Origin of the sequence: Dysgonomonas sp. GY75 (assembly GCF_015234155.1) — a bacterium.
Classification (GTDB): domain Bacteria; phylum Bacteroidota; class Bacteroidia; order Bacteroidales; family Dysgonomonadaceae; genus Dysgonomonas; species Dysgonomonas gadei.
Genome location: NZ_JADCLQ010000009.1, coordinates 68,502 through 83,651, shown reverse-complemented (window position 1 = coordinate 83,651; position 15,150 = coordinate 68,502). Strand labels below are relative to the sequence as shown.

11 protein-coding genes are annotated in these 15,150 nt (G+C 43.1%); 6 read left to right on the top strand and 5 right to left on the bottom strand.

Features of this window, described 5'->3' with window-relative positions; genetic code table 11:
• The first annotated feature begins 7 nt into the window (after nucleotides 1-7).
• The 6 genes from IR083_RS04685 to cobM all read left to right on the top strand — a co-directional run bounded on the left by IR083_RS04685 (nucleotide 8) and on the right by cobM (nucleotide 9,381).
• Entirely contained in the window at nucleotides 8-934 is a 927-nt protein-coding gene (locus tag IR083_RS04685; protein WP_194223440.1) for a sirohydrochlorin cobaltochelatase, read from the top strand.
• Nucleotides 935-951: 17 nt separating this feature from the next.
• Nucleotides 952-3,315, top strand: a complete 2,364-nt coding sequence (locus tag IR083_RS04680; RefSeq protein ID WP_194223439.1) for a TonB-dependent receptor — start codon at nucleotides 952-954, stop codon at nucleotides 3,313-3,315.
• Between the two features lie 3 nt (nucleotides 3,316-3,318).
• Nucleotides 3,319-4,821 carry a PepSY domain-containing protein gene (locus IR083_RS04675; protein WP_194223438.1) on the top strand — a complete coding sequence of 501 codons (1,503 nt, stop codon included), beginning with the start codon at nucleotides 3,319-3,321 and terminating at the stop codon, nucleotides 4,819-4,821.
• Complete coding sequence (cobJ, locus tag IR083_RS04670; RefSeq protein ID WP_194223437.1) at nucleotides 4,812-6,221, top strand: precorrin-3B C(17)-methyltransferase; 1,410 nt, start codon at nucleotides 4,812-4,814, stop codon at nucleotides 6,219-6,221. The genes IR083_RS04675 and cobJ overlap by 10 nt, the downstream gene beginning before the upstream one ends.
• A 74-nt stretch (nucleotides 6,222-6,295) precedes the next feature.
• Nucleotides 6,296-7,486: a precorrin-6y C5,15-methyltransferase (decarboxylating) subunit CbiE gene (gene cbiE, locus IR083_RS04665; protein WP_194223436.1), complete on the top strand. Its 1,191-nt coding sequence runs from the start codon at nucleotides 6,296-6,298 to the stop codon at nucleotides 7,484-7,486.
• A gap of 77 nt (nucleotides 7,487-7,563) precedes the next feature.
• Nucleotides 7,564-9,381 (top strand): precorrin-4 C(11)-methyltransferase, encoded by a 1,818-nt coding sequence (gene cobM, locus IR083_RS04660; RefSeq protein ID WP_194223435.1) that lies wholly within the window; start codon nucleotides 7,564-7,566, stop codon nucleotides 9,379-9,381.
• Here cobM and cbiD read toward each other — a convergent pair.
• Genes cbiD through IR083_RS04635 form a run of 5 tightly spaced genes read right to left on the bottom strand, consistent with a single transcriptional unit; the run spans nucleotide 9,371 to nucleotide 15,069 of the window.
• Nucleotides 9,371-11,194 carry a cobalt-precorrin-5B (C(1))-methyltransferase CbiD gene (gene cbiD, locus IR083_RS04655; RefSeq protein WP_194223434.1) on the bottom strand — a complete coding sequence of 608 codons (1,824 nt, stop codon included), beginning with the start codon at nucleotides 11,192-11,194 and terminating at the stop codon, nucleotides 9,371-9,373. The two genes, cobM and cbiD, sit on opposite strands and share 11 nt — an antisense overlap.
• Entirely contained in the window at nucleotides 11,191-12,189 is a 999-nt protein-coding gene (locus tag IR083_RS04650; RefSeq protein WP_194223433.1) for an ABC transporter ATP-binding protein, read from the bottom strand. Before IR083_RS04650 ends, cbiD begins: the two co-directional genes overlap by 4 nt.
• Nucleotides 12,190-12,193: 4 nt before the next feature.
• Nucleotides 12,194-13,228 (bottom strand): iron ABC transporter permease, encoded by a 1,035-nt coding sequence (locus IR083_RS04645; protein ID WP_194223432.1) that lies wholly within the window; start codon nucleotides 13,226-13,228, stop codon nucleotides 12,194-12,196.
• The gene (locus IR083_RS04640) at nucleotides 13,228-14,358 is read right to left on the bottom strand and encodes an ABC transporter substrate-binding protein (protein ID WP_194223431.1); all 1,131 of its coding nucleotides are present in this window, start codon (nucleotides 14,356-14,358) and stop codon (nucleotides 13,228-13,230) included. The genes IR083_RS04645 and IR083_RS04640 overlap by 1 nt, the downstream gene beginning before the upstream one ends.
• A gap of 6 nt (nucleotides 14,359-14,364) precedes the next feature.
• Entirely contained in the window at nucleotides 14,365-15,069 is a 705-nt protein-coding gene (locus tag IR083_RS04635) for a precorrin-2 C(20)-methyltransferase (protein WP_194223430.1), read from the bottom strand.
• Between the last annotated feature and the right edge of the window lie 81 nt (nucleotides 15,070-15,150).

Sequence of the window (15,150 nt, the reverse complement as noted above, 5' to 3'; positions counted from 1 at the left end):
AGGATATATGAAAAAGATTTTAGCAACTATATTACTATATATTACAGTCTTACCGTTTTTTGCTCATGGTGGTGGAAATTATGAGCATTCCGATTTCTTCAAAACGATGAAGCCGGGAGATAAGGCTGCTATTCTGATGGTGCATTTTGGAACTACACATGCCGATACCCGTGAGCTGACCATAGATGCACTGAATGATAAAGTGAGGAAAGAATTTCCTGAAGTGGAATTGCGTGAAGCTTATACCTCGCGCATAATTATCAAACGCTTGGGCGAACGGGGGATAAATAAACAGAATCCGTTAGAGGCTTTGAAACAATTACATGCAGATGGATATACCCATGTTTTGATACAGGCATCTACGATTATCGACGGAGTGGAAATGGAATCACTGGAAAAGAATGTAGACGAAGTGGAGCCCTTGTTTAAAGATATACGCATCGGTAATCCCTTGCTTTACACTCCTGAAGATTATGAAAAGGTAACAGAAATACTGACAGACGATACTGACAGTCAGATAGCTTATGTCTGGGTAGGACACGGAACATACGATGCTACTACGGCTCAATATGCAATGCTCGATTACATGCTGAAAGCAAAGGGGCATAAAAATCATTTTGTGGGTACGATAGAAGGCTATCCCGCTTTTGAAGACATGCTGGCGCAGCTGAAAGCTTCGGGTCTGAAGAAAGTTGTGCTGACTCCTTTTATGTTTGTGGCTGGTGAACATGCAAAAAACGATATTGCCGAAGACTGGAAGAATGATTTGGAAGAAGAAGGATTCACAGTGGAACTTCAGTTGAAAGGCTTGGGGGAAAATCCAGCGATACAGGACTTGTATATTTCCCATCTCAAATTTAAAGCCGGACACCGTAAAATCGGAATAATGAAGAAAAAAGCCATCTATGAAGTTACGGGGGAAGTAATGCATTAATAAAAGACAAAAAACAAATGAAAAAATATCTATATATAATCATCGGTACCATGATGATAGGCAATGTATTTGCCCAAAATAAAAATATGACAGACACAATCTTCTCTATTCGGGAAGTAGAGGTTGTGGGTACTAATCTGAAAAAGAACGAAGTAGGCAAACTCAACGTGCCTCTCCAATATTTGCCGCTTTCTGTAACTACAGTATCGGCAAATACCCTGGATATGAGAGGTATTGTGAATATGCAGGATGCTGTAAAGTTCTTGCCTAACACCCGTATGCGTACTACCTATGGTGCATATCAGCAATTTGAAGTTCGGGGATTCGATTTTACACCGATAATGATAGATGGGGTGAGAGATGAACGTACTTCTATTACTAATTCTGCTCCTTTACCCGATTTGTCTTCGGTAGAGTCTATCGAATTGCTCAAAGGGCCGGCTTCTGTTCTGTACGGGCATTCTACAGTCGGTGGTGTTCTGAACGTGATTAGAAAAGCACCGACATCAAAGAACACATTAAATGCACTGATGAGCTACGGGTCATGGGATAATAAGAGGGCTATGATTGATTTCGGTGGAAAATTTTTCGGTCCGTTCAATTACCGGGCTGTCGTTAACTGGTCGGATAATGAAGGTTACAGATATACCAACGACAAACGCTTCTCCGGCTATTTCGCTTTGGGCGGACAATTGGATGCCAAGCAGGAACTGGATATACGCGCCGGCTTTAACCGTGACTGGTATGGCACGGAGATTGGCCTGCCCCAGCTTATGGCGAATGATGTTTATAATACGGATGGCAGTAAATATTTGTCGAAAGGGGATATGCTTCCCGGCCTGAACAGGAGGTGGCGGTACAACAATGAATCTGATTTTATGATAAATAACGGCTCGAATGTCTCTGTCCGCTATAGTAATAAGGTATCGGAATCATTAAAGATTGAAAACAGATTGGCCTATAATTACGATAATATAGACTATTTCAGTACCGAAACATTGTCCTATATGGAAAGTGCCGATCCTATATACAGTCATTATTATATGAAGGTCGATGCCAAAACAAAGGAACAAACAAAGCAATATATTTCTTTGGATACTGTACAACTCACATATCCATTACGTTTTGCTTATACAGTGCATGTGATAAACGAACAGCTAGAAGCATCGGGGAAAATTGAGTTCGACAACGGTATGAAATATAATTATTTGGGAGGATACAATTTCGTTTATTTTTATCGCAATACTTATCGTGGTTATGGAGGTACAAATCCTCAAACAAACAAAACTTATCAACTTTCCGATTTAATTGACGGACCTGGCTTGAACTCTAAAGTCCCTGTTTATAATCCTCACAGTATGGGATATATGGACCCTCTTTTTAGTGCGGGAACCGCGACACGTAATATTACAAATGGTGTTTATCTACAGAACTTGCTGGAATTATCAGATCAGTTTAAAGTGATGGCTTCCGGCCGTTTCGATCATTTTTTGTTTAAAACAGCCACAGCCACAATAAATCCAATATCAAAAGAACGGAAATATTCAGATCAACCTGAATTCGACAAAACTACAACTTCCGCTTTTACATATAGGCTTGGCGCAGTTTATTTACCTGCTACAAATCTTTCTGTATATGGATCTTTTGCCAACTTCTTTATGCCGTACCGGGATATAGTAAGTTCTAACATTATCTATATCAATGGCGAAGGTAACAGGTTCGAACCCAAAGACGGAGATCAGGCATTCAAACCTCAGACGGGATATCAGGGGGAAATCGGTGTACGATATTCTCACAATAACATCTTACAGGCGACAGCAAGCGCATTCTATATCCGTAAAAACAATGAAAAGAAAACGTTGAAGACAGGAGTGGTCGAAGACGGAGTAACAAAAAGTGTAGTAGGCGTTGTCGGATCATCGGAATCGAAAGGCTTTGAGTTGGAACTGACGCTTACCCCTGTAGACAATGCGGCCCTGTCTTTCGGTTATGGTTATACCGACGCTACTATCCGCGATATAAAGAAAAATGAATACATGGAAGAAGAGATACAAAAAGGAATGCGTCTGGCAGGAATTCCCAAGAATACATTTTTTGCGGCGGGAAACTACCGGATATCTAAGGGGGTGTTCAGCAATCTGGGTTTCAATCTGACAGTTTCATACACAGATAATGTATACAGAACAGTCGACAAAGGCGTTGTATATCCCGCATATTGGCTGACCGATCTGGGTATTTCATATAAGCTGAAAAATGGAATACAGCTAAGGGCGAATGTCAATAATGTATTTGATGAGAAATATTATAATCAGTCATTGGGTACTCAGATGGTGCCGAGTATGCCTCGCAACTACCTGTTTACGCTGGCATACAGCCTGTAGAATATGCTGAAAAATATACTATATTCTATTCACAGGATACTGGGGACACTCCTCAGTATCCTGTTCCTCGTTTGGTTCCTGTCCGGATTTGTAATGATATACCATACGTTTCCAAAAGCGACCGAACGGGATAAAAACAAGCATATGGATATATTGCCGGGAGATATGCCTGCTCTCGATTCCTTACTGGCTAATAATATCCCAAACGGTAAAGAAATATCCGCGCTTACGTTGAAATCCTATGCCGGAACTCCTTTTTTTGAAGTAAAAACATCCGATAGTATTTATAAGATTCCGGTAAATCCGAATACGAAACTAAAAACCTCACTGGATTATAAAGAGATAGAAAACTACGCTCAACGTTGGTGCCAGGCGGAAATTGTCAAGGTAGATACTTTGCGGGAATTGGAACAATGGATTCCTTTCGGACATTTGAGAAAAGATTTTCCTATCTATAAATTCTACTTCGGAGATGAAGGCAAGTCGCAGCTATATATTTCGTCCGTATCGGGAAATGCTTTGCAGTTTACAGACAAAGACAGCCGCTTCTGGGCGTGGCTGGGCGCGATACCTCATTGGGTATATTTTACATCGCTCCGCCAGAATTCGCAGCAATGGATGGATGTTGTCATATGGCTTTCGGGGATAGGTTCTGTTATGTGTGTTGCCGGGCTGATACTGGGCATCCGTTCGTATATAAAAGAATATCGCCGGAAGAAAAAGATAAAGAGTCCTTATCGGAAATTTGCATATAAATGGCATCATATATTGGGCTTCCTGTTCGGTATATTTGTCTTTACCTTTGTTTTCAGCGGCATGATGTCTCTGGCCAAAGTGCCCGGATGGATGGTAAAAGTACATAATCCATCGGCTGAGAAAAAGCTGTATTCGAAACAAAAGATTGAGACCAATACCTATACCTTTGATTACAGGCATCTTTTCGAGAAATATCCCGATCAGATAAAATCCGTAGAATGGAGTTCTTTCGGCCAAAAGCCTGTATACAAGGTTGTAATTAATGACCGTTTGCAAACAATCGATGCTTCCGACACATCAGTAATTAACATGCAGTTGGATGAAGCAACTATAAAAAGCCGCATCTCATTGCTCCATAAAGAACCGGCGGTTATATCCTTAATGGACGAATACGACAACTATTATGTAGGGTTGACAGATCACCTGCCTCTCCCTGTATATAAAGTACAGGTCGAAGATGCCGACAACAGTACATATTACATTAACCCGAAGAATGGTAATACTCGTTATTTTAATAATAATACCAAAGTAAGACGCTGGTCTTATCAGGCTTTACATAGTTTTAAATTTAAATTTCTGGCAGAACGCCCTGTCCTATGGAATATAGTGATGTGGACAACTATGATTGGCGGAACATTGGTTTCCCTGACAGGTGTATGGTTAGGATTCAGGTATATAAAGAGGAAAATAAAGAGATTAAAAAAGTATATTTGTTCAAAGAAAAAAAACAATACGAATATATGTCAGTAGGAAGAATTATTGTTGCGGGGATAGGCCCGGGTTCGCAGGAGGATATTACTCCTGCCGTACTGGATGCGCTGAAGATATCGGACGTAGTTGTAGGTTATAAATATTATTTCCGGTTTGTAGAAGATATTCTCCGTCCCGGGACGCTTTGTATCGACACGGGAATGAAGAAAGAACGCGAACGGGCAGAAGAAGCCTTTCGCCATGCCGAAGACGGGCGTACCGTTTGTGTTATCAGTTCGGGTGATTCCGGAATTTACGGAATGGCTCCTTTGGTGTACGAAATGAAAAAGGAAAAGCAGAGTGATATAGCCGTCGAAGTCTTGCCGGGTATCAGCGCTTTCCAGAAGGCGGCGGCATTATTAGGGGCACCTGTCGGACACGATTTCTGCATTATTTCCTTATCCGATCTGATGACACCGTGGGACAGGATAGAAAAGCGCATTATAGCCGCGGCCTCCGCCGATTTTGTAACGGCAGTTTATAATCCGAGGAGTAATGGCCGTTACTGGCAGCTATACAGGTTGATAGAAATTTTTCTCAAGGAACGCTCACCCGAAACCCCCGTCGGCTATGTACGTCAGGCGGGACGGGAGGAACAGGAGGTGGTCGTAACCACTTTAGGAGAGTTCGATTCCGAAGAAATAGATATGTTTACCGTAATTATTATCGGGAATTCTCAATCCTACATTTTCGACAATCATAACATTGTGACACCAAGAGGATATTATCGGGAGTCTAAAACAGATGATGTCGGTATCGGGCAGGATATAATGATCCGTAGTTTCAGAACCATAGAAAGCGAATTGAAAAAGAAAGATATTCCATTGGATAAGAAATGGGCTTTGCTACATGCGATACATACGACTGCCGATTTTGATATGGAGAATATATTATATACGGATGAAGGGGCTGTAGAGAAACTCCATAATCAATTTATATCGGGAAAGGTAAAAACGATTGTTACGGATGTCACTATGGTTGCCTCGGGTATTCGCAAAGGGGCATTGGAGCGTCTTGGCGTTGAGGTGAAATGTTATCTGCATGATGAGCGTGTAGCCCAACTGGCAAAAGATAAGGAGATTACCCGTACTCAGGCAGGTATCCGTCTGGTGGCGGAAGAACATCCCGATGCCTTGTATGTGTTTGGTAATGCCCCTACGGCATTGATGGAATTGTGCGAACTCATACGCAAGAAGAAAGCGCATCCGGCAGGTATTATCGCTGCTCCGGTCGGCTTCGTAAATGTCAGGGAATCCAAGCATATGGCCAAACCCTTTAAAGATGTGCCTAAACTGATCGTCGAAGGACGAAAAGGTGGCAGTAATTTGGCGGCGACACTGGTTAATTCCATTCTGACGTTCGATGACGCGGTGCAATTGAAACCGGGCAGGGATGTTTAACTTGGCCCCCTAATCCCCCGGAGGGGGACTTGCAAATAGGGTAATAGATAATACATTATTAGAAAATACGACGAATGAAATTCTATGTTATAGGTATTGACGATAACCAGTCGCAACATTTCTCTCCTGAAATAACAGATGTAATTAACTCACATACTGTTTTTTCGGGTGGAATACGCCATCACGAAATAGTGAAGCCTTTCCTTCCGGAAGATTATTCATGGATAGAGATAACTGTTCCCCTGAACAAGATTTTCGGGCAATACCGGACTTATGACGAAATCGTGGTGTTTGCTTCGGGAGATCCTCTTTTTTATGGTTTTGCCAACACCATTCGGCGGGAGTTACCGGAGGCTGAAATACTGTTGTATCCATACTTCAATTCCTTGCAACTACTGGCTCACCGCCTGTTGATGCTATATCACGATATGCATATCGTTTCGCTTACCGGACGCCCGTGGCTTCGTTTCGATGAGGCGTTAATTTGCGGATATAATAAGATAGGGGTGCTTACCGACAATAAGGAACATACACCTGCGGCTATTGCCGAACGAATGCTGTATTATGGGTATGATAATTACAAGATGTATATAGGTGAATTGTTGGGGAATAAAGAAAAGGAGAATGTAACTGCATTGGAATTATCCGATGTTACGGGAAAAACATTTGCTTTTCCCAATAATCTTATTTTGCAAAAGACATATGAACGTCCACGCCCTTTCGGTATCCCCGAAAGCGAGTTCGATTTGCTGAATGGCAGGGCCAGGATGATAACAAAAATGCCGGTGCGCCTGCTTTCACTGAGTTTGCTGGATTTGAGAAGTAAGTCGGTATTCTGGGATATAGGTTTCTGTACAGGTTCGGTATCTATTGAAGCCAAGATGCAATTTCCTCATTTAGAGGTTTTCTCTTTCGAAAAACGGGAAGAAGGACAAGTGCTTATGGAAAATAATTCCCGGAAATTCGGTACACCGGGGATAAATACCATCATCGGTGACTTTGTGGAAACGGATATTTCCGGTTTTCCCCGCCCCGATGCTGTTTTTATCGGCGGGCATGGCGGACGCATGAAGGATATAATGTCGAAAGTATGTTCGGTATTAGTCCAGGGAGGAACAATAGTATTCAATTCTGTATCAGCCGAAAGCAAAGAAATGTTTCTGGCGGCGGCAAAGGATAATGATTTGGTAATAAAGGAAAGCATCACTGTTACTGTGGATGATTTTAATGCTATTGAGGTGATGAAGGTAATTAAGAATGAATAATTAATAATTAAGAATGGTGCAGGTGGCTCGTAGTTAGTAACTGCACAGAGGGCTAAGTAACTTGTAACTGAAAAAATATGAAATACGCAATAATACTAACATCTGAAACTAGCTATCCTTTAGCTGAAACCATCAGGAAAGAATTAGGTGAAACTAATATATACACAAAAGCCGGCATAAAAGGAACGAATCGGATTTCTTCTATAAACGACTGTGTAAAAGACTTATTCGGCCAATCGGAGGCAATCATATTTATAGGGGCTATGGGTATTTGCATTCGCAGTATCGCCTCTTATATCAAAGACAAGCATACCGACCCTGCCATTGTAAATGTGGACAGTACCGGGCGTTATGCGGTGTCCGTGCTTTCGGGACATGTGGGAGGTGCTAACGAGCTGACAAAGAGGATCGCCAACATTACAGGTGCTGAAGCGGTTATCACTACCCAAAGCGATAATACTAACCTTTGGGCGCTGGATACAATCGGTGAAAAATATAATTGGGTAACGACTACCAACGCAGATAATTTCAATGAACCGCTTACGGCTTATGTAAACAGAAAGCCCACCGCGCTATTGCTCGATGTTGTGGACGAAGGGACTCAATTTATGGAGCGTACAGTTGCCGGGCATGTGAAGATATATTACAGGTATGAAGATATTGATTTACACGAATATGAATTGCTGATAACAGTTTCTCCATACCTTTATCCTGATGCGGGCATAGCTGTTATCAGCTATCATCCGAAAGTATTGCATCTGGGTATCGGATGCCGTAAAGACTGTAATCCTGAGGGTATAAGCGGATATATTGCCGGTACTCTGTTGCAACAGCATATTGCTATCGCTTCCATAAGCAGTATTTCGACTATAGATATTAAAAAGGATGAGCCTCTGCTTCGTGAGTTACAATCGTATCTCGGAAATATCCCTGTACATATATATAACGCGGAGGAACTGAAAGACATCGAAGTCCCTAATCCATCGGATAAGGTGAAAGAAGTAACAACAGTTGCCGGAGTTTCCGAGTCCACAGCCATTAAAAGTTCTGACGGAGGACCTCTTATATTGGAAAAACAGAAAGGAGTATTGAGTCAGGGCAATGATTTTACTTTTGCTATTGCCGTTGAACGTCCGGCAGTCCGGCAAGGACATATCGAGATAGTAGGCGCAGGGCCGGGTGACCCGGATTTGATTTCGGTGAAAGGCCGTTATTTTCTTGAAGCCGCCGATCTGATTTTATATGCAGGAAGCCTTGTTCCGGTGGAGCTTACTTATTGTGCAAAACAAGGAGCGGTTGTGCGTAGTTCCGCTTCGATGGATCTGGAAGAGCAATTTGATTTGATGAAAGAGTTTTACGATAAGGGTAAGCTGGTAGTACGTTTGCACACGGGCGACCCGTGTATTTACGGGGCTATTCAGGAGCAGATGGCTTTTTTCGATAAACATAATATGTCTTATCATATCACTCCGGGCATATCCTCGTTTCTGGCTGCCGCAGCTGCTTTGGAATCGCAGTTTACGATACCCGAAAAGGTGCAGACTATCATACTGACAAGAGGGGAAGGGAGGACTCCGATGCCCGAAAAAGAAAAGCTTCATTTACTGGCACGCTCACAAAGCACGATGTGTATCTTCCTGAGTGCAACTGTCGTGGAGCAGGTACAAAAGGAACTGATGGAACATTACCCGCCCGAAACCCCGGTAGCAGCCTGTTATAAGCTCACATGGAAAGATGAGAAAATATACCGTGGGCAGTTAAAGGATCTGGTTAAGATTGTCAAAGAAAATAACCTGACGCTGACTACCATGATTGTAGTAGGTGACGCGATCGGCAACAGGGAAGGATTGTCGAAATTATATTCTCACCAGTTCAAGCATCTGTTCAGAGGATAATATTCCCATCTTCGTCTATGAGCATAATTGTCAGCTTTCCATTTGGCAAAAGCGGGACGCATGCATCATAGCATCGTTTGATAAGAAGTGTAAAAAAAACTTCCTCTTGGGTAGTAATAATATCCCATAACTGCCGGGCCAGAGTCATTTCCTGTATCGCTGCAATTGTTCTTTCGGAACAATTACTTTCGTAAGCTAAGCCGGTAAGGAACTCTTTGTTCATCACCGTTTTTTTACTGTGTGTATCCAGAGAGCCTTCGGCAAGTTTCACGGCCTTTCCGAGCATGATGCCCAACGTCAGGCTTTTGAAACCGAGGTCAGACGCTATCTTTATCGTTTCGCCGATGAAATTCCCGTAATGGATAAATGCCTGTGCAGGCAGATCAGGATATCTTTGTTTTACGAAACGTTCGCTCTTTGCTCCCGAGTTAATCACTACCCGCTCGCATCCCAGGGCTTTGGCTACCAGCATTTCGCGGCGGATGGAGTTGATGAATGCTTCCGAAGAAAAGGGCTTTACTATTCCCGAAGTGCCGATAATAGATATTCCGCCTGTGATACCCAGTTTGGGATTGAATGTTTTCAGTGCGATTTCTTCTCCGTTGGTAACGGAAATAGTGACATTTACACCTGTCTTTAAATTCCCGTCCGGCAATTTGTCCTGATTGTGGCGCAAGACTTTGAAGATTTCCCGCTTTATCATCATACGGGGTGTTTTGTTGATGGCCGGTTCACCAATTTCTATATCCAGTCCGGGAAGTGTTACTGTACCCACGCCTTTTCCCTGTAAAAAACGGACGCCTTTGTGAGTGTCGCAGAGTTGTACCGTAGATACTATTTCGCATCCGTTGGTAATATCCGGGTCATCTCCGGAGTCTTTTATGACTGAACAACTGACTGTATTTTCTGAAAACCGTGTGGTAGCAACAGGAATGTGTATCCATTCGCCGTTTGGCAGTGTCAGGCCGGTTTCTTCCTGTATCTCATTGGTGAGCAGGGTTGTGAGTGCCGCCTTAGTAGCAGCAGTGGCACATGTTCCTGTAGTATATCCTGTCCTTAAATCGAAGAACCCGGGTACATATTTTTCTATCTCTTTGCATAGTCCGTTTTCGCCATAAACGGAAATGAAAGAAGGGGATAGGGGAGGCCGTTTGACGACTAAAAAGGGTATGTTCAGTTTGCGGGCTGCATCTGCTTTTTCATTAAATCCACCGGAGTCGCCACTTTCTTTTGTTATAATCGCCTGTGGCTTTATTCTTTCGAATAAGGGAATTTCATCCTCTCCCTGCCTGTAATATAATATTCTGTCGCATGGAAAATTGTTTGCCTGAGCAATAGCGCGAGATTCTTCCCTGTCCAGAATCCTGAACCAGCAATTGTGCCGTTCCCAGTACGGTTTAAGTTTTGCAATCGTATTTACTCCTGTCAGCGCAAGCAGGTTATCTATCTTATTACTTTCGAGATAATGGATTGCATTGTTGTAAGAATCGAACCAGAGCAAATCGTCAGTATGCTCCGGATAACTGCGTTCATACCTGACTACGGGTATTTCCAACTTTGCGGATGCAGAAGCTATATTCCCGTGCAGGTTCCCGGCAAAGGGATGCGCCGCGTCTATAATAAGCTTAATGTTATTCTCCTTACAGCATGTAATCATAGACTCTTCATCGAGGGCTCCGGAGAGAAGAATAGCATACACACTCTCCACTTTCTGCAAATCGCCTTTCGTGGAATAATAATATGGTTTGGCAGCCCCGTCGCACACCGATAGGGTTTTGCGTCCTTCTGTTGTTCCGCCGAATATAAGTATCATAGCCTATGTATATTGTCCAGTAGTTCTTCAATGCTGGAAATTAATAAGTCCGGTTGCTCCGGCATACAGATTTTTATCCCGTTATCTGTAATATTAATGTAAGAATCGGTGTTAAACTGCCGCGAAGCCAGTATTCCATTCCGTTGCAGCGCTTTTCTTACCATTGTATATTTCTGTCCGTGCCCAAGTAGTTTTATCTGTCTGTCCGATTCATTTTCTATTCTAAACAGTCCGGTGTTCTGATCGAAAATAATCCCTTTCCGTGCAAAGAAACTGCTCAGGCTGCCATCCAGGGACAGATCTTCGGGTGTCCCTGTCTTTATTCCGCTCTGCTTGTCCATCAGCCATATTTTATCAGCTATCTGGAGCGCCAGTTCCAAATCGTGAGTGGAAAGGAAAATAGTCTTATTCGTCTTGCGGGATAGTTGGTGCAGCAATTGCATGATCTCTACTTTGCTCGGGAAATCGAGAAAAGCAGTAGGCTCATCCAGAAGGATTATCGGTGTTTCCTGCGCCAGCGCTTTCGCGATCATCACTTTCTGCCGTTCCCCGTCACTCAGTGTATGAACCATCCTGTGCGACAGATTTTCTATTTTCACCATCGCGATGGCCTTATCTACGATCTCTTTATCTTCTTTATTCAGTTTTCCCCAGAATCCTGTATATGGGCTGCGTCCCAAGCCGATAAGTTCGCGGGCGCTCATGTTTTTTATATCAAACTTTTCGGTCAGGACTACACTGGCGAGGGTAGCAAATTCCTTTTCGCTATATTCTTTTATCTCTTTTCCACGTATATAGATACTGCCTGACAATTTGGGCTGGAAAGCCGAAAGTGTCCGCAGCAAAGTAGACTTGCCTATCCCGTTGGCTCCGAGCAAGCAGGTAAGCTCCCCGCTGAAAATGGATGATGTTATATTTTCGGCGACAGTAATGCTATTCTTTTTTGAAGAATATCCTATCGAAAGATGCTGTATATCGATTGTCTTTTGTTTCATTTTCCTATTCCGTTATCTCATTTTTACGTTTTCCGAATAATACCGATATAACTATCGGCGCACCTATGAGTGCCGTCACCGAGTTGATGGGTAATGCCCCTTCAAAACCCGGCATGCGTGCTATCAGGTTGCACAGCAGGGCAAGGGATGCCCCGGTGAGTGTGACGGCAGGCATCAGTATCCGGTGGTCGGATGAGACAAATATTGTACGGCACAGATGAGGTACGGCCAGTCCCAGAAAGACGATAGGTCCGCAATAAGCCGTGATGATAGCCGTGATAACACACGAACAGCAAATCACGTACAGGCGGGCACGTTTTATATTCAGCCCTAAATTACGGGCATAACCATCCCCGAGCAGCATAAGGTTCAGGGTTTTGATAAGCAGGAATGAAAGCGGGATAAGTACGGCCATTATAAAGACGAAAGTATAGACCTGATTACCCGATACTTTCGCGAAACTGCCCAGTCCCCATATTACATATGCCCTGACATCTTCATCGTTGCTGAAAAATTTAAGGACGCCGATAATGGCGGTCGCTATATAGCCTATCATGACTCCGATGATAAGGAGTATGACATTTCCCCTTACCCGTTGCGAAATGGCTATTATGATTGCCATCACAGTCATTGCCCCGGCAATAGCCGCCACAGATACAGCCACTTCCCCGAAAAAGCCTAAAGTACTCAACGCCGTTCCGGCAATGCTCCCCGACAGAAGGATAATGAAAGCTACACCAAGGCTTGCTCCAGAACTGATACCCAGTTCGGAAGGACCGGCCAGGGGATTACGGAATACGGTTTGCATCTGCAACCCGCTTATAGATAAGCCTGCTCCCGCAACCAAAGCCGTCAGTGTCTGTGGAAAACGGGATTTCCAGATTATATTCTGCCATATCAGCGGTTCATCTCCTGTTCCGGATAATATATTCCAGATAGAACCTACAGGTATGGAGATGGTTCCCAATACAAGATTAAGTATGAAAAACAGCAGGATAGATGCAAAAATAAGTGCGAGTAAAAGTATATGACGTTTCATTATTTCAATAGTTCATAATATACAGGTGTGTGTTCGGGTAACAACTCGGGGTGGAATATCTTTATCAGGTCGGCCAGTACGACTTCCGGCTCTACAGGCGTATTTTCATAGAAGGGCTTTTCCCTGAGATTGCAATAGATAAGCTTTTTATCTTTGTATGCTTTGAAGTCGGCGTAACGTGCGTCGCTTTGTTTCAGCGCTTCATAGCTGAACGTTCCGTTGTGGCTGTTTACCATACGCCAGTATTCGGCATTCGCGCCCTGAGAATATACAGTTTCGAAATCCACATAAAATCCGCCCGATTCGTCATCGTTTTTCATAAAATAGGATGCTCCCGCATCGCGGAAGAGTTGCGCCAGATAACTGTTCCCTCCTACGACATACCAATTGCCCGAATGCAGTTCCCCGCTAAGTACTACCGGCTTATGGGCCACCGGTCCGGTCAGTGATTTCAACTGATTATATTTTTCTTCTATTTCATCGAATTGTTTACCGGCCTGCTCTTCCATTCCCAATAAAAGCCCTGTAAATTTTATCCATTCGGCCTGCCCCAGAGGGGACGATTCTTTATATCCTAAAAAGCTGATCAGAGGAATATCCAGATTGCGGATAGCATCATAACCACCGCGCTTGAAGGGCGAAACAAGGATAATATCGGGATCAAGAGCCATAACCACTTCGTTGTCAAACTCGCCTTCGATACCGATTTTTCTTGTTTTCCCGGTTTTCAATTGTTCGTTTAGCTGAGGATTGAACAGGAAACGGGTGCTGGTTATCCCTGCTATTTTGTCTACAGCATCTAATTTGATAAAATTGGAAATTTGCAGGGTGGTCATACATACCACACTTCTTACGGGGACTTCTATAATCTGGTACCCGGCAGGTATTCCCGTTTTATCTTCTCCTCGTTTCAACAATGCATATTGATATTTGGTGTCGCTTTCGCCGGAAGGATCGTGTATATCTACCAGTTTGTAATTTCCATGTTCGGATACGGTAAAGCCTTTTGCATATTTGATATTTAATGTATCGTGCGAGCCTGAAATATTGTTGCTATCTTTTTTATTCGAGTTGCATGCTATGAAGCAGCCAAAAGCAAGCAGGATTATTGAACGGGCAAGAAATTTCATATTTGTTTATTTGCGGATTATTATTAGTGAAAAGTAAGGGAATTTCCGGCTTACAATGACTTGCTTGTCTTGTGTATAGAATTCTTTCTCAGCTATTCCCACATTTTCAAAATAGTGGAAAGTGGCGTCCTGAATATTTTCTAATGCTTCCATTATAACCTCTTCACATTGCGAAGCTTTCATCAGTACAATGGCTTTACCTTTCTCCAGTTTTTCTTTCAGGTTGTTTAATGTTATGATACCCGGAATAACTTCGAGTTCTTCCTCTTGTTTCACAATGTGAATGTTGGCCAGAGTGCCACAGGCTATAAACGCAGGCACGCCCGCGATGCGGCTGACAGGTATATTCTCCTGTGTAAGATATTCGCTTATGTAATAGATGGTAGAGTAGAATCCGGCATCGCCTTCGGCTGTAACAGCTATTTTATGTCCGGATTTATACCTGTCCGATATTTCTTTCGCCACAGCCTTGTAGCTCTCAATGGCCAGAGAACGGTCTTTGTTCATAGGCACATTGAATGTGTTCAGTTTTGATTCATCGAAGCCCAATTGCAATAGGACATCTTTTGCCCGTGAGGAGCTTTTTCCTTGGGGAAGGGCGGTTGACGGACAAAATATCAAATCTGCTTCTTGCAGTGTTTTCAAACCTTTCAAGGTTATCAGTTCCGGGTCTCCGGGACCGAGAGATACGAATGTAACGGAATCAAACATCTATACAATCCATTTTATTGGAGTTAAAAATCAGATGCCTTTAGTATAGGACTATAATAGACGAACAGGTACGTGTGTTGT

What these genes read in the sequence shown, in the direction of transcription:
- IR083_RS04640 (WP_194223431.1), bottom strand. Translation starts at nt 14,358, where the DNA reads ATGAAATTTCTTGCCCGTTCAATAATCCTGCTTGCTTTTGGCTGCTTC.
- IR083_RS04650 (WP_194223433.1), bottom strand. Translation starts at nt 12,189, where the DNA reads ATGAAACAAAAGACAATCGATATACAGCATCTTTCGATAGGATATTCT.
- cbiD (WP_194223434.1), bottom strand. Translation starts at nt 11,194, where the DNA reads ATGATACTTATATTCGGCGGAACAACAGAAGGACGCAAAACCCTATCG.
- cobJ (WP_194223437.1), top strand. Translation starts at nt 4,812, where the DNA reads ATGTCAGTAGGAAGAATTATTGTTGCGGGGATAGGCCCGGGTTCGCAG.
- cobM (WP_194223435.1), top strand. Translation starts at nt 7,564, where the DNA reads ATGAAATACGCAATAATACTAACATCTGAAACTAGCTATCCTTTAGCT.
- IR083_RS04685 (WP_194223440.1), top strand. Translation starts at nt 8, where the DNA reads ATGAAAAAGATTTTAGCAACTATATTACTATATATTACAGTCTTACCG.
- cbiE (WP_194223436.1), top strand. Translation starts at nt 6,296, where the DNA reads ATGAAATTCTATGTTATAGGTATTGACGATAACCAGTCGCAACATTTC.
- IR083_RS04635 (WP_194223430.1), bottom strand. Translation starts at nt 15,069, where the DNA reads ATGTTTGATTCCGTTACATTCGTATCTCTCGGTCCCGGAGACCCGGAA.
- IR083_RS04675 (WP_194223438.1), top strand. Translation starts at nt 3,319, where the DNA reads ATGCTGAAAAATATACTATATTCTATTCACAGGATACTGGGGACACTC.
- IR083_RS04680 (WP_194223439.1), top strand. Translation starts at nt 952, where the DNA reads ATGAAAAAATATCTATATATAATCATCGGTACCATGATGATAGGCAAT.
- IR083_RS04645 (WP_194223432.1), bottom strand. Translation starts at nt 13,228, where the DNA reads ATGAAACGTCATATACTTTTACTCGCACTTATTTTTGCATCTATCCTG.